This window comes from Paenibacillus sp. MY03 (assembly GCF_002165585.1).
GTDB classification, from domain to species: domain Bacteria; phylum Bacillota; class Bacilli; order Paenibacillales; family Paenibacillaceae; genus Pristimantibacillus; species Pristimantibacillus agaridevorans.
The window spans coordinates 34,950-56,322 of sequence record NZ_MXQD01000031.1 but is presented as its reverse complement, the minus strand read 5'-3'; the positions used below and the strand labels follow the sequence as shown (position 1 = coordinate 56,322).

Genomic DNA, 21,373 nt, shown 5'->3' with positions numbered 1-21,373 from the left:
CCAGCGTCCGTTTACGATTGGCCGTAAGATTACCCTTGTTTATGAGCAAGAATATTAATTAGCTTGCCAAATGGATCGCGTACATAGAATCTACGAACGCCCCAAGGTTCGTCGACAGGCCCATATTCTATCGGAAATCCGGCTCTCTTCATGCCTTCTAAAGCGGCATCCACATTATCGACTTCAATCGATAATTCAGGCGTAGGCGTTTCTGAGCCGCCTTGCGAGGCGATACTAATTTGAACGCTCATCTCCTCGTTTGAACCATAGGTTCTAATCCAACCATGATCCATCATTAAGTCAAGGCCGAGCACATCCTGATAGAAGGCTGTAGCTGCCGCGATATCCTTCGTGTTTATATTGGCGACAATTCGTTTGACCTTCATTTTAACCCTCCTAGACGCAAGCATTGTCCATCAATTTAGATTACTTTCGACTACCGAATGTTTTAGCGAAGCCCTATAATAAGCCGTCTTCCAGTTGCTCAAGCACGAGGCTCCACCATTGGTTTTCGTTTGCCAGGCTGGCCGCGTCCTTCTCCTCAAACAAAGCCCGCATCCGGGTCAACTCCGTCTTGCGGTCGAAGGCCGGCCGTTTCGGATGTTGCGGGACGATCTCACCGCGGCGGAAGGCGGCCAGCCGTTCACGCATTTGCTCCGCCGTCCATATCGTCGCTTGATCACCTTCGGAGTGACTTGCTGTAAACGATCGGACGCAGGATAAGAACAACAGAAACAAACGGATATCCGAGTTAACGAATCCTGATTGCCCGGAGGTCGGGTGGAAGGAATATAGATGCCCCGAACCTTGAGCCAGTCCCAGAATGGCGCTCTCCGGCTCCCATTCGTATCCGATGGGCAGCAGCTTGCGTTCGCCAGTGTGCAGAAGTCCCATATCCGCGAACGATTGGAAGCGAACGCCTAAGACGGCATCCGCGGGTTCGATAAGAGGAAGCCCTTCTTTAAGCAAAAATGCCTCTACCTTCTCAGGCAAATTGACGGATCTGACGAGATCCGGATCATAAACGACAACACGTTTCAAAGCTCCATTTCCTCCTCTTTTTTCAATACATGATTGTGATAGCTCAATCGAGCGCCTTACACAACCCGATCTAATTATTTTCCTTTCTTCGAAGCCATCCAGAAGACAAGAATCACGACTGGGATAAATATGAACCACGGAATTTGAATTGTACTCTGGGTAATAACAGCGATCAGTACCAATCCTAATGTACCAAGGATGAGCCATAAGCAGCCTCTTCCAAAAGTCGCCATAGGTGTGGATCCTCCGCTTTCCCCTGAGGAAATATGATCACTATAATAACGAGAACCGTTTACCGTTTTTGATACAACGGATCCACAATATCTGCATGTTAATGATCCTTGGACCAAACGTTCATTACAGTGCTGGCATGTTGTGGGAGTTGCGTTTCTAGAATAATCTTTAACAGTGTTTGGAGTTCCTTCCATCATTGCATCTTTAAGCGAACTACCACAAATAACACATATTAACGAGCCTTCAGCGTTTGATTCCCCACAATCGGTACATATCTTTACCGCCATTAAGCAATACCATCCTTCTTTTAAAACTGTTTACTACTATAACGTATGATATGGAATAAGGTTGTGCGTGAACCTGGCCTCTACTCAATAAAAGCGGCAAAAGCAGTATCCACATGCGCCTAGTACGCTTTGAAAGCGACGATTATCGAACCGATCATAACGACAATGCCGCCGACCTTGCTCATTAAATAATAAAAGTCGCTCGGCTCGGGGTTCTCGTACATGAACCGCTGCGGAGATAGGCGGAACATTAAATCTTGGAAGGCTTGATAACGGAAGCTGCACCAGCCAAAGATCAACAGGCCGATGGCAAAAAACAGAAACCCAGGCATGCCTCGTTTGATATGGTAATCGGGGTAAGCCGCTATTACGAGCGCCGACGGCTGAAAATCTTCTTCCCCTTCTTCCTTGATCCGCTCGCCGTTGGCGTAAATCTGAATAGCCATGACGATATTGCCTTTGTCATCGTAGTTCCATAGCAAGCCATTATTATCCTCGACGCTGTAGACATGGCCGTTCGGATAGGTCACGCGGAACTTGATCGAGTAAGGGTTGCTTATGTCCGCAATCGCATAGGACTGCCCGCCGATGATCAATGTGCGGTTTAACTCGTCTTCGGTGCGTACTTGGACGGGATCAGCCGTGCTGCTATGGTAGGTGACGAGTCGTTCTTGCTCGCCGGCGAATTTGTACGTATCCTCGTACAGGTAGAAGACGCGCTCCGTGAAATAGGGCCTCGACAAGAAGCCCGTCAAGATGGACGCGAAGATAACGGAGACGAAGAAAATAAAACTAGGCGTTTTCATTTTTCGGAATAAGGCTGGGGTAGAAATATTCGCTCATCCTTTCTGCTTCTGCTTTATCCCCTTACGTTCTAATAAGATAGGCGGTTGCAAGCTTTAGCTGCACAGCCTGCAGGATTTCGCCGGCAGGCTGTGTAATTAACCGGGTTGCCGCGATCTAAAATGCTAAGAAAATAAACCAGCGGCGGACTAGGACTTGAAAAATAAAGTCTTAGACTGCCGCTGTTGTCATTAAGCTAATGTTTCCGTTAGTTCAACAATCGTTCCATTATAAATCTTGTGATAGTCGTATCATGTCCACCACTTGTATACCATTTTCAAATATTTCTTCATCGTAATGTCTAACAAAAAAGTCTCTGTCTACTCCAGTTATTCTAAAGCCGCATTTCTGATAAAGGGCAAGTTGCCCAACACCTGAATTTCCAGTACCGACTTCAATCGTTTTGAATCCTAATTCCCTCGCAATTTGTATTGCATGTTTCACTAACTGTTTTCCGAACCCTCTGCCCTGATTCTTTTCATCAATTGCTACATTTACTAATTCAACTGTATCGGGTCTTGTTGGCAGTAAAACATAGACTCCTATTATTTGATCATTCAGTGAGGCGATATAGCAATGTCCTCTTCGAAGATATTCCTCAACAAGCTTCTGTGAAGGATCCGCTAATAATAATAGTTCAAATGGCGGGATTTCGTGCGTATGTAACTTACGTATTTGCATTTATTACACCTCGATTTTCATTGTTCCCCTGTTCACGAAAGGATTGCCATTGACAGAGATATATAATTGAACTATCGTTCTCCGATAGCGGAATGAACTCTCTGAACACTGATAAATGCCCTAAAGCATGAAACATGGTGTTATCTGAAGAATACGGCTTCAATGTACATCTAACTCTTACCGTTTTTTTTATTTAGCTTCTTAAAAGCAGAATATTCACGATTTAATCTAATAAAATTTAATATCAAATTGGCGCATTCATCTGGACTCAAGGTTTCGGTATTTAATTCAAGATCATACTCATTAAGGCTGTAGACTTTATCATACTGAGAAATTGCTAAACCAATTTCTCTATCTCCCCTTAGTTTTTCTCTCCTTATAAGTTCCTCTTTCGAGCAAGTTACCCCTACAAGCAGTACAGGATGATCCATTAATAAACCTAGAAATGTATTAAAGCGATCTTCAGTATCATTTACTGTATCTACAACGATATTCGTCCCCATTACCGACATAAATTTAATTGTTGAATAAAACAAAGTAATCAATGGTTCAATAATTATATGGGTTGGGCCTTGCACATCATCTGCATATTTGGTGTTAATGAAGTCAATGTAGTCATGAAACAGTCCATTAAAAAAATCATCAATTGATAAATGATAAAACGAGATTTCATTTTGGTTTAATAGTTCAGTCGATATGGAAGTCTTTCCGGAACTTGAAGTTCCATTTAGAAAAACAATTATCCCTTGCTTCAATTAAATATCACCTCTTCAGATAACGTCTTTTTTCGAACATTTAAGATCAGAAGGAGGGTTATGTCCGTCCCATACAGACTTTTCATCTATTCCTTATCCTTTTATTCGTTTCGAAACGTCGTTTCCATCCATTCCGCGAACCGTTCCTCTTCTTCGAACTGAGGGTAATGAGCCGAGTGCTCGTAGACAATAAACGTTTTGTCCGGCGCGTCCAACTCTTCGAAATACGCTTTTGCCGCTTTCGTCGACGTCATATAATCATGCGCTCCCATTACGAAGTAGACCGGTAGTTCGAGCTTCTTCACCAAGCTCGTTATCGGCCGCATAGATTCTTCGTTTAATAGTCGGTCCTGTGTCACCGCAATCCCCCTTGCATAACGGATTACATCCAGCAGGTTATATTCCCGGTTCATTAGAAAACCTTCGACATAATCGCGGTTATCGTCAATTAATCTTGCCGCTCCCCCATACTTCCGGATCAGACTCCTCGGCGTGATGTCGCGGCCTGCTTCAACATTCTCCCGCATGCCTTCCAGTTGTCTTATATCGCTCTTATCGTCGGCTGCGGTGGCTTGCCCTAGCGCGAAAGCGAAGCTGTCCAACTCGCTGACGTGATGATTGGCGACTTGTCCGATTCCGATGTATGCCGCGAATTTCTCCGGCGAAGCAGCGACTGCCTGCAAGCCTATGTACGTGCCGTAGGAGTGACCGATTAATATAACCTTTGATTGCCCCAGTCTATCGGCTACGTAATCTGTAATCGAGAACAGGTCTTCGACCAGCAGCCCTGCTGTCACGTCCGAATAATCTTCGCCGAACCGATGCGACTTGCCGCTCCCCCTCTGATCGTAATGCACGATGGTAAATTGCTTCTCCAGTCTTTCTTGGTATTTGCGCACGTAAGGGATTTCGGAGCAGCCGGGTCCGCCGTGGACGAAAATGACGATAGGATTATTCCGGTCGGCGCCGCGGATCATGATCTCGTGCCAAGCGCCGTTCAATTTCACCTGCTCCAAAGTGGCGATGCTGTTTTCCCCTTTGATCGAAGGTGTCCAAGTCGGAAATGCGAGAGCGACCACGATGATAACGGTCAAAGCAAAAATGATTGAGACAGCCTTTTTAGTCTTTTTTCGTTTTCGATTCATTAAGGATGCGCGGCTCTCTTTCCGTATGATGTATTAAGATTTTTTCAGCAATTATCATAACGTCCTGAAGGCTCAACTGTCAAAAGAGAATAAAGTAGTAGACTACATTAATCGCCGGTCAAAGCGACGTCTTCAACAAGAAAGCCCGCCGACCTCTAAGGTTGGCGGGTTAAGTTCTTGGTGGCAAGCAACAAGGAGTCAGCCCTCAAACAGAACTTCTCCTGATTTGTTTAAAGTGTAATGTCGAGTTTGTCATACAATCTGTATACAATGGCGGCAGCCTCTGCTCTTGAAGCTGGTTTGTGAGGATGAATGGCATGATCGCTGCCTTGAACAATGCCTTCTCTTACCAATGCCGCTATTTCTGAAATGGCAGGAAGCTCTTGGGAGATTGGATCCCAAGAGCTTTTCTAAAGCCGGTCATTGATTGCAATGCAATCTCACTTACAAACTCAATCTATAAAACCGAGCGGCATTGCCTCCGAATATCGCCTCATGTTCTGCCTCCGACAAACCTGATGGCAACGACTCCAATAAAACCTCCAGAACCTCTGCGTAATCGCAAGTCGTCAAGCAGACCGGCCAATCGGTGCCGAACATAACTCGGTCCGTTCCGAATGTCTCTACAACATGATGCACGTAAGGAACGAAGTCAAGCCGGCTCCATTGTTGCTGATCCGCTTCCGTAACTAAACCCGACAACTTGCACATTATTCCAGGGAAACGAGCCAGCTCGGACAACTGCTCCTTCCATGGTTCTATCGCTTTCTCGGCAATAAACGGTTTTGCCGCGTGATCGATGACTGCCCGGAGCGAAGGAATGGACTGAAGAACCTTGTGCATATCCGCCAGATGTCTTGGCCTCAACTGCAAATCGATGGGGAAACCATCTTCTGCGATTAACCTCAAGTTACGCATGACTCTGCGCTGGAGGATCCAGCCGTCCGGCAAATCCTGCAACATCGGACGAAATCCAACAAACCCCTTATGCCCGCGGAATGTCGAATAATGTTGCTCAAACTCCTCGGAATCCAGATCAAGCCATCCGACCACGCCGGCAATCGACTCCTCTTCCTCGTACAAGGAAAGCATAAATTCCGTCTCTTTCATCGTCGGCGCGGCCTGTACAACGATGGTTCGATCTATGCCGTGTTGTTGCAGTGTACGATGCAGATGCGAGGGCAAATAATCCGCATACAAAATACCCTGTTCCGGAGTTAACCAGCCATAATCCCCGCGCCCTGGTTTCCAATAATGCTGGTGGGCGTCAATCCTCATTTCTTAAACCGAAGAGCATATCCGTGTAATAATAATACGAACCTGGATCAGCCGTATTGGCGGTAGCAACTGGCAAAACATACACCTGGATGGGAGCCCCCTTCTGAATAGCCTCTACCTCCACTTTATAAGTTCCGGCCTCAAGCGTCAACTGGGCCCGCTGTTCCTTGGGAGCGCGATGATAGGCCGGCATAAATTCCAGCGTATGCTGGCAGTCGATCACGATTTTCCCATTGAGCTTAAGCGAAACAGGACCGTCTGCGGCAGCAATAAGGCTAAACTGGCGCTCCGACGGGATATAAAGCGTCGTCGTGGCTTTGTAACACCCATCCGCGTCTGTATTTATTGCCTTGTCCCACTCCAATCGATTTCCGGGGAACATGGCTTCAACGCCTTCGTTGCTATCAGGTCCCCATACCGTCCAACATGAGGCCCCAATCAGTGTAAACATCACCTTCTCCGTTGCCCACACCGAATTGTCGTGAAGCCTTGTCCAGAGCAAACCAAGTTCTTGGCTGGCCCCCACGAATGCCGGAGCCGTTATGTCCGCAGCCCATTCTATAGACTGGTTCGGCTGCAACACCGCTTCGAGCGTATCCGGTCCCACCCAGCTCTCAGGCAAGTCCATTGAAAGTTTGCCTGTTATCGTGGTCAATGAACGATTTATTAATGTAACATGTATGGTTTTCTTTTGATTGGCTCCAATCGCCGGTCCTTCGGCACCATACTCCATGATCAGCTCAAGAGCAGGGTTTTGCAAGGTCCCCCGCGGCAGCAAGTAATGATTGGATGTCGCCGACCTTTTCCAAAGCTCCTGAACCTCTCGAAGCGCAACATCCTTTCGGTTCCAGCAACTTGGTTCATTGGGATGTACAATGATATCGGCATCAGCAGCAGCCAAAATCTGTTTCCCCATACGAATCGTTCTTAAGGTCAACTCATCTAAATTTTTTGGCGCTGGAAATCCGTTAATCGGCGGACTGACAACGACGCGATCGCCTACCGGCTTCACCCATTTGTCAGGGAGTCCCTCCGGTCCAAGCAGCATCCCCAATATAGCCCCCAGCGTTGCAGCCGTACAGTCGGTATCATATCCGCAGTTAACGGCTTTTAATATCGAATCTTCGAAATCCTCGCCATACAACCAGCCAAGAATGGTAAATGCAATATTTTGAGGAGCATCTGTAAAATTGTCGCTGCCGTGATGCTCAAGAATAAGCGAACGCGTTTCCGTCCAGCTCTTGCCCTCTTGATGCCAACGAATCAAATCTTGTAGTGCCTTGCAGGTGCGGCTATTTGGAGGTATAAACTTCATGCCGATGTCGATCAGTCGGTCTCGGTCCTTTTCGAAGAAAATGGCGCTTTCAATGGCCGCAAAAAACATTTCTCCATATACCCCCTCGCCGCCCGCGTGGTCTACGATTGCATCCTGGTAGGCATATGACGCAGCTACTTCCGGTAATCCGGGGGCAACCATCGCCCATATTTCTGATCGGATTGGCGAACCCATGCAGTTAGTAAATGGATTATTAAAGGAGCCGGCAACGGGTGGAATAAGCCCTCTGCGTAAATTGGTTAATGCGTAGCCATATTCATCGAAAGGAAAAAAGATATGGTCCACCCACTCCTGTCCCAGCTCTCGAGCCGTTAATCCGGGACCATACTGTTCGAGCGCATGCAGCCATACGAGTTGAAGATCAAGATCATCATTTTCGAGCGGGCCGTCCGGCAATTCCGGATAAAAGGTTAGAGTTAACAGCTCCTTTACTCCCTCCACCGGCGCACCTAGAGTACCTCCTATATTTTTTCCCAACCAACCGCCATAAACGATTCGATAATACTCTTGTTCATTCAATATACTCAATCCCATGCCAATTCCTCCATTGCCGTTTAATTGATGTAAACGAATTAGCTTGATTATAGGAATATTGTTTGAGGGATGCCATGAACCAGATTGAGATGTTTGATGAAAATTTGTGAATTTTAAATCTTGCTTTCTATACTGAAAACCGAACTTTTTGAGCACCTACTATAGTATGATATAATAAAGCAACCTCATTATTAAAGCGCTTTCATATTGTGGCTATATCAAAACTAAGTTGTTTCTACTTTATATATCGATAGGAGTCATTATGTATTATTCAATGTCGCGACTTTCCACCTTGGACGTAAGATGGGCGGATCTGTTTGATGCGGGAACAAACACTACCTTTTTCGACCAACATTATAATCCGTATTATGAGTTAATCGTAGTTGCAGATGGAAATGTAAATCTCGAGGCTGGAGGCATCCAAACGCTCTTGCAGCCCGGGGATTCGCTGTTGCTTTGTCCTTGGGAGCAACATAAGGGGATCGTCTCGGAATTTAAACAGGGGAAGTTTTATTGGGCTCAATTTTCCTGTACGCCTGGAATGAACAATTTTAATGTTAACCGCCTATCTGATCTCGACTTTGTCCATGTCGAACGTACCGAGCTTCAGACTGTCGAAATAAGTCATGAAGATCTGTTGATTCTCCCGCGTCTATACCGCAACAAACAATGTTATAAGCTGCTGAGCCGCTTCGAAGACCTGGCGGATACCATGAAGCAGCCTCGGGGTTACTTTCGATTTCAAAGCACATTAATCCTGTCCGAAATGATTGCCTCCATCGCAACGGATTTCCTGGAACAAAGCCACTTGGACACCAGCTTTCCGGTTTCCTATTTTACGTTTCGCAAGCTGGCCAACCATTTAAATAACGATTACGTATCCGAGCTTAACGGGGAAAGCCTTGAACGAACGCTTGATTACAAATACGAGTATCTATGCCAGATATTTAAAAAATACACAGGGATATCGATGACACGTTATATCCAACTTCTTAGAATTCAAAGAGCCAAACATCTGCTTGACCATACAGGTAAAAGCATTCAAGAGATTTCACTTGAAGTCGGGTATTCGGATCCCTTTTATTTCAGCCGTTTATTTAAAAAATTAGAAGGCGTTGCCCCTCAGCATTATCGGGATATCAATCAACGAGACCTAGATGAGGCTCCTCCTTTTAACAGAACTTAGAGCGGAAGCTTATAAACGCCCGGTCCTCACCATGAAGGACCGGGCGCTTCCGTTTACGCGAGCACTCCTGATACAAATCCCGCTATATAGGACGCTTGCAAATATCGAGCTTCTTCGGTGTAATGAATATGGTCGCAATAGGCTGCGCCGCCCAGACGGCAACTGAAGCTATACAGGTCCAATTGCGGGATGCGATACTGCTCCGCCGCCTCTTTCGCCGCCGCATTGTACCGGACAATATCTTGATTGTACCTTTTGAATTCGGTGACAAGAACATTATGCCGCTCGTCCGGCACCGGGGTGGAGTGGACCCAAACAGCCTGGATCCCAACTTGGCCGATTAGCGTAAAAATGTGATCCAAATTAGCCTTATAGTCCTCCAATTCCACTAATGGCTCCATAGTCTCCGGATCGCGCTTGATGTCATGGAGCCCGCAATTCAGCAACATGTAATCAACTCCGAGCGGGCTGTTGGAGCCCCCGGCTTGCTCCTGCAAAAAAGCCAGCACCCTGCCGCTATCTCCCCCGTTTGCGCCGGCGGGACGATCCAGATTGATGCCAGCCTCCCTGTCCCCTTCTTTGGTCCGAATTTCGAATGTCTCGTCCAGCAGACGCCTTAAATAAGGCCCGTAATGATACGCTATGCTGTCTCCCAGCACATACAATGTCCGTTTTTGTTCCATCCTGCTCACCTCCCCATTACGAACGATATCCGATCAAGAATGCACTTCCGCTATCCGAGGCCATTAAAAGCCTCCTCCGGCAAAATGATCGTGACGGTCGTGCCCCGATCCGGCTCGCTGGCGATCTCCAAGGCAGCTTGCGGTCCAAAATACATCGCAATACGCCTGATCAGATTTTTCATGCCGTAGCCTCCTGGAGACGAGCTGACTGCCTGCAAATCGAGAATTTGCGCAATCTTGTCCTGCGACATGCCGGAGCCGTCGTCGGATACGGCGAATCGGATCTCTCCTCGCCTTCTCGAAATGGCAATCTGGATCGTCCCTCCGCCCTCTCGTGCATTTAACCCGTGCAAAATGGCATTTTCGACGATCGGTTGAAGCATGTGTTTGAAGATGCGCATGCCGCCAACGTCTTCCTCGGCCTCGATCTTTAATTCGTAGCTGCAATTGTACGAAAACTCGTTGATCTGTACGTAATCGCGAACCATGGCGAGCTCCTCGCCCACCGTAATGACCGTGTTGCCTTTGCTTAAGGACGCCCGGTAATATTTGGACATGTGATCGATTAAAAGCGCAGTTCTCCGGTCTTTATTCCATTGTGCATTCCATTTGATAACAGAAAGCGAATTGTACAGCAAATGCGGATTGATGCGTGCCTGCAGCAGCTCCAGCTCGAATCGGCCGCGCTCCTGATTCGCCTGTATCGTCTCCTCGTGCATCTGATTCATCCGCTCCAGCAATTGGAGAAACTTGCGCTTGATCATGTCGATCTCATTATCTTCGCCGACCGCTTCGAATTTTTCCGCCCAGTGCCTCTCGTCCGTCTTGAGCGTATCCAGAAACCGTTTTAGAATGCTCAGCGTCGTCCTCGCGGAATAGCTGGCCACGTACTGCATGATGAAGAGCGCAACGACAAATATGATAACGATGAGGCCGACGAGCTTGCTTACCGCAGCCGTAATGACCGACTTCGGGACAGCCGCAACGATCGTTAAGGCCGGGTTCAATTGTCGGATGGCCGTGTGATAACCGGCGGGATCGAACGCACCCGCTTCTGTCAACGTCAGGGTTGGCCCGCTATTGCGCGCATACACCACTTTTCCCGTTCCATCCGCCACCAGCAGCGCGGCGCTGTCCGGAAGAGCCGTATTATTAATAATCCGGGTTAACTGCTCGAAGGAGATGTTGGCTTCCAGAATGCCAATGCTTTCATTAAAGTTCTTGATTTCCCGGTAAAACTGCACATAACGGGCATTACCCCGAAACGGTCGTTCATGCAGGCGGTCCGACCAGTAGACGCTCCCCGCTCCTGCCACCTGCAAGCGATCGGCTATCCCTCTATCCGCAATCCGGTCGTACCGCTCGACGAAGCTTCCCTCGTAGATGCTTTCGTTGTAAGGGTATACGGTAAAAAAACTCCGGTTGCGGCTTCCCAGCGGCTCGGCAATCAAAAGCTCCAAATTTTCGTACAGCGGCATCATGCTGGCGATATCGCCTACATAATCGGTCTGCAACGCCTGAATCAGGTAGCGGTTCTGCAGGATCATGTCGCTTTTGACATATACGGATTCAATCTCGCTCTCGACCAGCCCCGCGCTTTTGCCTGCGGCCTCGGCCAGCCCCTTCCTGAATTCGCTCGTCTTGTCCCAAGCCATATATACGCTGATGGCGATAACGACAAGCAACAGCGGTATGCTCGACGCCAGTACCATATTGCGCCGTACGCTGCGCTCCAGACCCGTTCGGTGAGATGATTGACTCCGTTGCAACTTGGTTCCTCCCGCTCCTGCATGGCAGCCCGACTACCCATGCGTGTTGTCATTCAATACTATTGCGAAGCCATCTCCTGGAACTTGCCGGGAGTCAGACCGGTATGCGCTTTAAATACCGAGCGGAAATGCGCTTCGGTCCGATAGCCGACACGCTCGGCCACCTCGTACACCTTGAGATACGGATCATCCCGCAGCATCCCTTTGGCCGCCTCGACGCGGCGCTGGGTCAAATAATCGAACATGGTGTGTCCGGACTCCCGTTTGAAAATAAGATTGGCATGACTGGCGCTGATCTGCAGATGCTCCACGATCTGATGCACGCTTTCTATCGAGGCATATCGTTCGTCGATAATAGCTTTCAGATCCTCGACGATCCGTTTGTTTTTGCCGATAGCCTCGTCTTGGACGAGCGCCTGGCAGGCATTATGCAGCAACTGTCTAATCAGCCCGCGCACCTCCGAGATGGTCTCCAGCAAGGATAAATCCTTCCAAAGCCGGGGCTCGTCGCCGGATACATCTTCGATGCTTTTGCCAGCCTCCAGCAGCGATGATTGGACGACATGCACGATAGTGTAAGATAGCAGCTTGATTTCCTTCTCCGAACACGCGGCATCTCCACTGTAATACTTGTCCAGCAATGCCTCAATTCGCGAATCCTGCCGCTGCGCGAGCAGGCTCCGGACCTCGCTTGCCAGTTGGCTCTTATCGGTCTCGAGCCCCGAGCCGTGTCTGCCGATCTCGGTATAGAAGATAACCTGGTTGCCCTTGCTGTAAAATTTGGAGCGGGCAGCGGCTTCCGCCTGGCGGTATGCCATGGAGACACTAGTCCAATCGCTTGAAATTTCGCCGATGCCGATGGTGAGCTGCAGCTCCAACTGCTCGTTGGCCGCCTCGATGCAACGGTTCGCCCGCTCGGTTACGCCGTTTAGGAAGCTTTCCTCCTCCCCTGGAGGGCAGGGCACAAGCGCCAGCAGCGTGTCATAATGACTCGCGATCGACCAGCCTGCCAACGCCCCCGCAAGAGTCTGCTGCACGCAGGACTGTAGCGAATATAGGAGCAGATGGCGTTTGTGCACCGGCAAGGATCGATAGTGCAGCTCATAATTGTCGATCTGCATATACAAGACTGCGTAGCTTCCCAGGCCGCCCTCCAGCTTTAAATAGGCTAACCGCTCTTCGACTTCCTCCATCGCGATCTCCTCGCGCTGAAACAGCTCCTTCATGAACTGCTCCCGCAGCAGCGGCAGACTCTCTTCTACCAACTTGTGCAGGCTGGCCTCCAATCGGCGCTTGCGGATGTCGCCTTCCTTGAGACCGCGCAGCTTGGCGAATACTTGAACAAGCTCCTCAAGCTCGATCGGCTTCAAGACATAAGCGTTCACCTCAAGATCGATGGCCGCCTGCAAATACGCAAGGTCGTCGAAGCAGCTCATGAATACGAAACGTGTATCCGGGAGCTCCCGTTTAATTTTTTCGGTCATTTCGATTCCGTTCATCAGCGGCATGGATACGTCCGTCAACACGAAGTCGGGTTTGAGCTCCGCGGCTTTGCGATAGCCGTCTTCGCCGTTTACAGCTGTGCCGACTACCTCGATCTGCTGCTCCCTCCAGTCGATCAGCCCGGTCACACCCCGTCGGTCGTTGGGATTATCGTCGACAACCAACATTGTGTACATCGTCATTCCTCCTGTGTCGACAAGCCGAAGCCGCCGTATTCCGTCATCTGTTCTCCAGCTCTATTCTAACATCGTCGACGAGAAAGCGACCAGCGACCCCTACATCGCTGCCGAAGCGAATCTGCTCGATCTCGTCGCTTGCGGTGCGGAAGGACGCTTGGTCCGCAACCAAAACATTGTCCAGGTAGACATCGAACTTATCTGTATTTGTATTTGCCACGATGCGCACATGATACCAGGTATCGGCGGAAAGCGGTGCTAATGCATCTTGCACGCTTCCCTTGTTGTTGACCAAATAACCGTTCATAATGCCCAGCGTAATGACAGGCTCCGCCCTCGCGTTAAGCATGTAAGGGGCAATCCGGAAACCTGCGACAGACGATGTCTTGAGCTTCGCTTCGATCGTCAGCGTGCCGGATGCGTTGCGGAAAATATGGTATGCAACGACTGCACCGGCGCCGCTGCCGTCGGTATCGAGTGCCAGCGCCTGCGTGAGTCCGCTTGACGCCACCGAGACTTTGCCGCCGGTCTGCACTTTGTCCCAGTCCAGCGCGTTGCCTCCTGCGGTATACGACTCGAAATCCTCGTCGAGCAGCGCCGGCCCCTCAGCCGGCTCCGGCGGTCGCACCGACGGCAAAATATCTGCATAAGCGGCTGTGACGCCGCTCGCCACCATTATGTCCAGCGCTACCTGCGGCCAATCCCCGCAGGTCACATACGTTGTTCCGGCGAGGAGGCTCGCCGGCGCACCGATTCCCCTGCTATCGGAGTAGTTGCCCGAACCGGACACATTTAGATTGCCTCCGTTCGTGACAAATAGCTTCTGCGACAGACGCACAACATTATCGTTTACACGCCAGTCGGACGAACCTTGGTCCAGATAAATGGCGCCGTGGTAATGTTTTACATGTGAAATATAATTGTCATGAATAAACGACTCGCTTCCAGGCCCGAACGAACGGCCAACCGTATATATGGCGCCCCCGTCGTGAAGCACTTGCATCACTTCGTGAATGTAGTTGTAGGCGATGACGTTGTTTCTCGTCGCGTTTCGCTCGAAGATTTCCCAACCCCAGCCAATATGGATTGCGCTGTACGGCAACTGCCAGAATTCGTTGTTCACAATTCGCAGTCCGTCCGGGTATGCCGCCGATACGCCGACGCCCGACATATACTCCACGCCGATATGATGGATATAATTGTTGTCGACGGCGATATTTTGGAGCAGATGCTTCGGATCGGACGGGTTGCGGTTGTCGAGGACGTTCATATCCACTTCGCCGATCTGGATCGCGCTGCCCGAAATATCATGGAATTCATTGCCTCTTATCGTCATATTCTGACTGCCCTGCAGCACATTTAGTCCTGTGGAGCCCATACGGGTAAACACATTGCGTTCAAATTCGATCAGATGGCCCGCTCGCACCGCCACAGCTGCATCGGGAACAAATTCATGTTTGTGCGCATGGCCCGGCAACGCGGGCTCGCGAATATAATTAGCCTGAATGTCGGGATGGCCGACATCCGTGCTCGGCCGCAGCCATCCCGCCTCCGCAAACTCGATGCCGCGGAACGCCACGTCATGGACGATCTCGTCCACGCTGTCGCCCGCGATCACGAGCAGCTCCGTCAGGACGGGGGCAACCGCAACAGCCGTCGCCATATTTTCGCCGACTCTTGGCATGTAGTAGATATAGCCGTCCGACTTGTCCAGATACCACTCTCCGGGCTTATCCAGCAGCTCATACGCATTTTCGATAAACCAAGGCAGTGTCGGAGCGGTGCTGCCCTTGTCCAGGCCATATGACCAGCCTGGCTGATCCATCACAATCTCGGCCGCTGAGCCGACGAGCTGGATGCTGTCCACGCTAAAGCGCGGCGTCGTCCAACGCTCCTTGTACACCAGTTCGATATCATCCGGGTTGCCCCAGCCCGCGATATCCGTCATGGCTGTCGAATGTCCCGTGCTGCTGACGGTTGCGTTAGGCAATCCGTGCTCGCTTCGCGCGCGTATCGCCCGCTCGCCGTTGACGTAGAGCTGACGCGTATCGAGCGAGCCAACAGGCGCGCGGTAAATGCCCGAAGGCGCATCATGGAGACTCCATCCCGCAATGATCGTCCCACCGCTCACAACAGGCGACTCGCCAGGATACGCGCGGTAGTCGACCTTGAAGCTGCGCGAGCCGGAATCGGCGACGCCAAGATGCAGCGTCTCATCGAGCCGGTATGTTCCTTCTCGCAGATAAACGACGATGTCTCCCGTCATAACCGAGTTGATCGACCGGACTGCGTCTCGCGCCGCCGCCAACGTCTTGAACGGAGCGGCGAACGTGCCGTCGTTGGTGTCCGTTCCGTTTACCGGGTCTACGTAAAGCTCCGACTGTATGCCCGACGCGAGATAGGTGAAAGAACGCGAGGCGATGCCGCTCGCTTGTCCGCTGCGGATGGCCAACGCCTTGATGGTCGCGCTCGCTTGCGGCAAAGGGATAGCGACTGCCCCGCCGGCGACCGTCGTACCGTTCAGAGCCAGTCCGTTTACCGGATCGTACGCCGGGTCGGAGCCGTCGAGCGTGTAGATCAATTCAGCCGCATGCGGAGAGGAAAGTTCAATGTCGTAGCTTTCGTGAAAATAACCCTCATGATACGGAAACGGTTCGGCGATTTCCACCGCATTGGGCAGGGCCGTATAGACGCGTTGCAACTCCGCCGTCTTGACCCCGCCAAGATAAGCGGCCGCCTTTAATGTCGTTGTTTCGCTCACGGTAAAGCCGCCGCCAAACGCAGTGTCGCCGCTCAACTCGTGTCCGTTCGCAACCGACGGCTCGCTGCCGTCCAGCGTGTAGCGGATCGTATCGGCTCCGATCACCGACAACGATATTTCCGCCGAAGCGCCGAAAAAGGAGAATGGGGCGTCGGCCGTCAGGATCGCCGGCGGCGTGCCGACCGTCGCGTATTGCACCGGATAAACAGTCAACTCGGTGTCGACGCCCGTACGTCCGCTCGTATAAGTCGGGTACAGCTCGACTTTGTAGACCTTGTCCTGCTCGACGGGAACGGCGATGTCCACGCCGCCCGGCCCCTTGTATCGATAAACGCTCTCTGTCGCGGCATCGGTCATATTCCGGTATCGTACGGTATAACCGGACAATCCGGCAGGCGTAGACGGCAGCGTTACATGCAGCTCGTCGCCAGAGGCGGCAAGACCGAACGGCATGCGCGAGTCTTCTTCCTCGATGGTATGAAACAGGAAGTTATCGATTTTTGTCGTGATGCCCGGAAACGTAAACAATCCAATGAAACCCGGATTCCCATTTCCTGTAAGCGCATTCAATTCGTCATATTCGATGATCGGCGTATCGGCGCCATCCACATACGCCTTGACGGACTGCCCTTGCACGATCGCCTTAAGCCGATACGTCGGCCACGGGAAAGTGTTGGTCGCGATAGCCGGGCCGCCGTAGGCGCTTATCGCATGACGATCGGTCAACCGGGCCGTGCCGTTAAGGAAAGCCATATGGGCGGATGTATCAAAATAAACCTTGGGATGCGTCGCCCAGCCATTGGACCAAAACGTTTTCTGAAATTGCAGTCCCACGTTGCCGCCCTGCGATGCATTTATCAAGGTGACATCAAAAGAAACCTCGAAATTCCCGTAACGGCTATCCGGCTCCCCGACAAATCCGTAGTCAAATACGCCAATCGTTGATGAACTTGCCGGTCCAAGCTGCAATTGTCCGCCAGTCAGCGATACGCCGCCTAGATCTCCGGAAAATTTCCAACTGTTCGTTCCAGCCCCGTCCTGATAGATACCACTGGAGAGTGAGCCTCCGTCAAAATCGACCAAATACGTTTCGCCGCCTGTCGCAATGACGCCCGCGGCATAAATTTTATCCGGACCAGGACCGCCAATAGCGATCAGCCCCGCGACCAGGAGCGCGAACAATCCAAGCCAAACGCTTCGGCCTACGCGCCGCTTTTTCCTCCTCATTACAAACGCCTCCTTGGTAAGGCGCGCAAGCAAGCCTGTTTAGCGACAGATTTGCTTGCGCGCCGGGTTATCGTCCCGCTAGTCTCTGCCTTGCACCGCCTTCAACATCGGCTCGAAAATGCTCCATTGCTCCTCGAGAAGTTGATCGATGTCCGCATTGGACTGCAGCGTGCCGATCGCATCCGTCCACTTGGTCTCGAATTCCGCGTCGTTCCTGGCGATGAGGGCGAATTTGAACGCGTCCTCCCATACCGCCCGCGAATTCAACAGATTGGCAACAGCAGGAATATCCTTATATTCCGGCTTCCACGTGCTAAATTCGGGCAGTTTTACCACATTGGTCGCATACGGGCTCGTCGACTGAAACTTCGTCATCGCGTTTATCGTGTTTTTGTGATTGTCGCGGTATATAAATTCGTAGGACCATTCGGTCGGATAACGGCGAATTTCAAAAAACAAGTTGTCCGGACTGCGCGTATAAAAACCTTTGAGATCGCGGGGATCGATCGCGCTGTCGCCTTCGACGAGACCTTGCTGCAGCGTCTCGTCCTTGAATTTGCGAACGCCGTTTTCCTCGGTGTACAGCCCCAGCTCCGCCGGTCCCCAATATTTGATTTCTTCGTATTCGTCGGTATAGAAGGTATTGATCCAGTTTAGCACCTGCGGCAGGTCCTGCTCGGCAATCGTTTTAAACAACCATATATACCCGTTTGCGCCTCCGCTCACCGGCACAACGTATTGAGCAGGATACTCCGGCTTGTTTTCGATTTGGGTAAATAGCGGCACATAGCTGAAGCTTGCCCCGTTGTCGCGCAGCATCTCGTTTAGCTTGGACAGATTGCCGATGCCCACCATGCTCGTTGCGAGGATAGATGTGATGGCGTATTGCCCGCTCAATATTTTCTCCTGAAATTGCTCCGACGTGTGCACCACCGATTCTGGATCGATTACCGTATCGCGCAGCATCTGGTTTTGAAGCCTGGCCGCTTCTTTAACTGCGGGGGTCATCAGACCGAATTCCAGCTTATTGCTTGCGGAGTTGTACATGCTCATATAGTTGTAGGATTTGTAGCCGAGCATTTCGCCGCCGAGCGCCGTCAGCGCCGTCCAGTTGTCTCCTTTAGGATAACCAAAGGCGTATACCGGGCGGTTGTTCGACTTGAGATTTAGTTTCTGGATGTCATACATCATTTGCACGTATTCTTCGGTCGAACGGATTGGGAGAATAAATTTTTCTGCGATACTTTCGTCCGATTGATCGATCAAAGCCATCGCTTCTTCATAATTCAACGCTTCCGGATAAAGTTTCTTTAAAATATCGTCACGAATGAGGAAGCCTTGCGAGCTGTTCGTCGAGCTCCATGTCACGCTTTGCGGCACAGGTCCGTAATAATCGAGCCATTCTTCCGATTTGTTTGTCGCTTCGCCGTATAGGGTCGGCTGCAGATCGTACGGAATGCCGTATATTTTGCCGTCTTTGGTCACGGCATCCCAGGTATAGGAGGGAATGCTGGACCATACATCCGGCGCATGGCTCTGCAGCAGCTCTGGTGTCAGCTCCCACAGCAGATTGCCCTCCAGCGCTTTGTCGAAGCCGATCTGGTTGGAGGAGAATGCCAGATTAGGCAGCATATTTCCGGCCACCATCATACCCAACTTGACGACGGGATCCTGGCCTCCATTGCCTACCGCCTCTGAAATCCGTACACCTGTCTTGTTCTCCAGCCAGGCGCCAGGCACGTTTTCCTTCGGTTTGGTGATCGCCGGGATATCGGCGCCGTGCGAATACCAGTACGATATGTCCAGCTGCTTGTCAAATACGGTCTGCTCCATGCCTTCTTGCTTGCCCTGCGGGGACGCAGAAGGTATAGTATTGCTCCCTGTATTGCCGGCGTTGGTGCAGCCTGCCGCGATTAAGGAAAGCAGCAGCCATCCCGTTGCGGCCCGTTGAAATATGATTGTCTTTGTCTTCAAGTCGAGAACCTCCCTGATTTGATCATACCGGATTCGAACATGCATTCAACCTTATTCTTTGATCGCGCCAAGCATCACCCCTTTGACGAAATGCTTTTGCACGAACGGATAAACCATGACGATTGGCAGCGTCGATACGATCAATGTGGCCGCGCGCACCGAAGTCGGCGTAATTCGCGGCGAGGCGGCACTCTCTCCGCTGCTCTGCATGGAGCGCTCGACCGCCATCTGCATCATCAGCTCCGATTCCTTTAAAATTTTGTACAACATAAATTGCAGCGTCTGCACGTTTGAGCTTTGCACGTACAGCAACGTAGTCGTCCAGTCGTTCCAATGCATGACCGCGATCCACAGCGAGATCGTCGCCACAACCGGCATCGACAAAGGCAGGTACAGCTTAAACAAAATTTGTGCGCTGTTCGCACCGTCCAGCTTGGCCGATTCCTCGAGGCTGATCGGAATTGTGCCCAAATAAGCACGCATCACCAGCATATTGTAGAACACAAACATCGAAGGGAAGATGTAGACCCAGAAGCTGTTGATCAGATCCAGACTTCGAAATAACATAAAGTTCGGAATCATCCCGCCCTGGATAAAGGTCGGAATGAGCAGCATGGTCAGGAAAAGATTGCGCCCGGGCAAATCTTTTTTGAGCAGCGCGTAAGCGGCGGCCATCGTTACAAACAGACCGCTCGCCGTACCGATGACGACTCTCGATACGGTAACGAATGCCGCGCGAAGAAACGACTCGTTTGATAATACCGCTTCGTAGTTTTCCAGTGTCCATACTCGCGGAAAGATCGTAATGCCGCCGTAGGCGGTATCGCTGCCGTCGTTAAACGAAACGGCCAGCTGATTGAGATACGGGTACAGAAACAGCACGCTGAGCAGCAGCATAAACAAAACATTAAATCCGTTGAACAGCTTTTCGCCTTTTGTCGTTCTCATTTGCGCTCCCCCTTACCAGATGCCGACATTGCTAATTTTTTTGGCGAGCTTGTTCACCACGTACAAGATCAGGAACGAGCATACTCCCTGGGCCAGTCCGAAGGCGGTCGCAAGCGAAAATTTGCCTTGCTGCAGCCCGTATTTGTATACGATTGTATTAATGACTTCCGTATCTTGCTGGGTATACAGATTCTGAAATCCGATGATCTGCTCGAAGTTCGCATTAAGAATGCCCCCGGCTTGCAAAATAAAAATGATCATCACCGTCGGCAAAATACCCGGAAGCGTTACATGAAACACTTGCATGAAACGGCTGCAGCCGTCTACCTTGGCCGCCTCGTACTGCTGCGGATCGACGCCGGCCATCGCCGCGAGGAAAATAATCGTGCTCCAACCGATTTCCTTGAACACGCTGGAGAAAAAAACGAGCCCGAGAAAGTTATCGGAGTCCATCAAAATATTAATGCGCGACGCATCTTCCCCTAATAGCAGCAAGCGCAAATCGTTAAACGGTCCATACAGCTCGAAGAACGAATAGGCCAGGGATGCGACGGCGATCCAAGACAGGAAATGGGGCATATAGCTAATCGTCTGCACGATTCGTTTGAACCACATCAGCCGAAGCTCGTTCAGAAGCAAAGCCAATATAATGGTCAGCGGAAACCCGAACAACAGCTTGACGGAGCTGTACAGCAACGTATTGGCAATCGCCTGGCTGAGCGCTGGCGTGCTAATAATCGCTTCAAAATGCTTTAGACCTGCGAAAGGGCTTTCAAATACGCCTTTAAAAATGTCATAATCCTGGAACGCCATAACGATGCCGGCCATCGGCACGTATTCGAATACGATGACCCATAATAGGGCGCCGCTGAGAAGCGCATAAAGCAGCTTGTTCTGTTTGATCCGACGCCATGTCGTCCTTGCATGGCCAGCTTTCATCGTTTTTTCTGGTGTAGTCATGACAGGTGCTCGGTGTTGAATAACGGTTCACTCCTTTTTTCTCTGCTCTGCC

General features: G+C 50.7%; 18 protein-coding genes. 1 reads left to right on the top strand and 17 read right to left on the bottom strand.

Going from position 1 to position 21,373, the window contains the following annotated elements:
* Nucleotides 1-29 precede the first annotated feature (29 nt).
* From B1748_RS21815 to B1748_RS21775, 10 genes are all read right to left on the bottom strand, one after another.
* Nucleotides 30-386: a VOC family protein gene (locus B1748_RS21815; RefSeq protein WP_087570065.1), complete on the bottom strand. Its 357-nt coding sequence runs from the start codon at nt 384-386 to the stop codon at nt 30-32.
* Nucleotides 387-459: 73 nt separating this feature from the next.
* Nucleotides 460-1,041, bottom strand: a complete 582-nt coding sequence (locus B1748_RS21810; protein ID WP_179215734.1) for an SUKH-4 family immunity protein — start codon at nt 1,039-1,041, stop codon at nt 460-462.
* 74 nt (nt 1,042-1,115) lie between these two features.
* Entirely contained in the window at nt 1,116-1,562 is a 447-nt protein-coding gene (locus tag B1748_RS38100) for a double zinc ribbon domain-containing protein (RefSeq protein WP_143810356.1), read from the bottom strand.
* Between the two features lie 119 nt (nt 1,563-1,681).
* On the bottom strand, nt 1,682-2,368 hold the full coding sequence (locus B1748_RS21800) for a DUF6199 family natural product biosynthesis protein (RefSeq protein ID WP_087570063.1): 687 nt from the start codon (nt 2,366-2,368) through the stop codon (nt 1,682-1,684).
* A 265-nt stretch (nt 2,369-2,633) separates the two neighbouring features.
* The gene (locus tag B1748_RS21795) at nt 2,634-3,086 is read right to left on the bottom strand and encodes a GNAT family N-acetyltransferase (protein WP_087570062.1); all 453 of its coding nucleotides are present in this window, start codon (nt 3,084-3,086) and stop codon (nt 2,634-2,636) included.
* Nucleotides 3,087-3,256: 170 nt separating this feature from the next.
* Nucleotides 3,257-3,841, bottom strand: coding sequence for a chloramphenicol phosphotransferase CPT family protein (locus tag B1748_RS21790; RefSeq protein ID WP_087570061.1), 585 nt, complete (start codon nt 3,839-3,841; stop codon nt 3,257-3,259).
* A 101-nt stretch (nt 3,842-3,942) separates the two neighbouring features.
* Nucleotides 3,943-4,986: an alpha/beta fold hydrolase gene (locus tag B1748_RS21785; protein WP_087570060.1), complete on the bottom strand. Its 1,044-nt coding sequence runs from the start codon at nt 4,984-4,986 to the stop codon at nt 3,943-3,945.
* Nucleotides 4,987-5,216: 230 nt separating this feature from the next.
* Nucleotides 5,217-5,348: an S-layer homology domain-containing protein gene (locus tag B1748_RS38095; protein ID WP_373271294.1), complete on the bottom strand. Its 132-nt coding sequence runs from the start codon at nt 5,346-5,348 to the stop codon at nt 5,217-5,219.
* Nucleotides 5,349-5,430: 82 nt separating this feature from the next.
* On the bottom strand, nt 5,431-6,264 hold the full coding sequence (locus B1748_RS21780) for an amidohydrolase family protein (protein ID WP_087570059.1): 834 nt from the start codon (nt 6,262-6,264) through the stop codon (nt 5,431-5,433).
* Nucleotides 6,254-8,134, bottom strand: a complete 1,881-nt coding sequence (locus B1748_RS21775) for an ADP-ribosylglycohydrolase family protein (protein ID WP_087570058.1) — start codon at nt 8,132-8,134, stop codon at nt 6,254-6,256. Before B1748_RS21775 ends, B1748_RS21780 begins: the two co-directional genes overlap by 11 nt.
* Nucleotides 8,135-8,396: 262 nt before the next feature.
* Here B1748_RS21775 and B1748_RS21770 point away from each other — a divergent pair, with 262 nt between their 5' ends.
* Nucleotides 8,397-9,320, top strand: a complete 924-nt coding sequence (locus tag B1748_RS21770) for an AraC family transcriptional regulator (RefSeq protein WP_087570057.1) — start codon at nt 8,397-8,399, stop codon at nt 9,318-9,320.
* Nucleotides 9,321-9,373: 53 nt separating this feature from the next.
* On the opposite strand, the gene B1748_RS21765 is transcribed toward B1748_RS21770, so the two are convergent.
* The 7 genes from B1748_RS21765 to B1748_RS21735 all read right to left on the bottom strand — a co-directional run bounded on the left by B1748_RS21765 (nt 9,374) and on the right by B1748_RS21735 (nt 21,321).
* Nucleotides 9,374-10,003 carry an SGNH/GDSL hydrolase family protein gene (locus B1748_RS21765; protein ID WP_087570056.1) on the bottom strand — a complete coding sequence of 210 codons (630 nt, stop codon included), beginning with the start codon at nt 10,001-10,003 and terminating at the stop codon, nt 9,374-9,376.
* A 50-nt stretch (nt 10,004-10,053) separates the two neighbouring features.
* Nucleotides 10,054-11,772, bottom strand: coding sequence for a sensor histidine kinase (locus tag B1748_RS21760; protein WP_087570055.1), 1,719 nt, complete (start codon nt 11,770-11,772; stop codon nt 10,054-10,056).
* A 59-nt stretch (nt 11,773-11,831) separates the two neighbouring features.
* On the bottom strand, nt 11,832-13,451 hold the full coding sequence (locus B1748_RS21755) for a response regulator (protein ID WP_179215732.1): 1,620 nt from the start codon (nt 13,449-13,451) through the stop codon (nt 11,832-11,834).
* 43 nt (nt 13,452-13,494) lie between these two features.
* Nucleotides 13,495-17,439: an FN3 associated domain-containing protein gene (locus B1748_RS21750; protein WP_087570053.1), complete on the bottom strand. Its 3,945-nt coding sequence runs from the start codon at nt 17,437-17,439 to the stop codon at nt 13,495-13,497.
* 78 nt (nt 17,440-17,517) lie between these two features.
* On the bottom strand, nt 17,518-19,413 hold the full coding sequence (locus B1748_RS21745; protein ID WP_087570052.1) for a type 2 periplasmic-binding domain-containing protein: 1,896 nt from the start codon (nt 19,411-19,413) through the stop codon (nt 17,518-17,520).
* 51 nt (nt 19,414-19,464) lie between these two features.
* Complete coding sequence (locus B1748_RS21740) at nt 19,465-20,361, bottom strand: carbohydrate ABC transporter permease (protein WP_087570051.1); 897 nt, start codon at nt 20,359-20,361, stop codon at nt 19,465-19,467.
* A 12-nt stretch (nt 20,362-20,373) separates the two neighbouring features.
* A complete protein-coding gene (locus tag B1748_RS21735) occupies nt 20,374-21,321 on the bottom strand; it encodes an ABC transporter permease (protein WP_087570050.1) in 948 nt (315 codons plus the stop codon).
* Between the last annotated feature and the right edge of the window lie 52 nt (nt 21,322-21,373).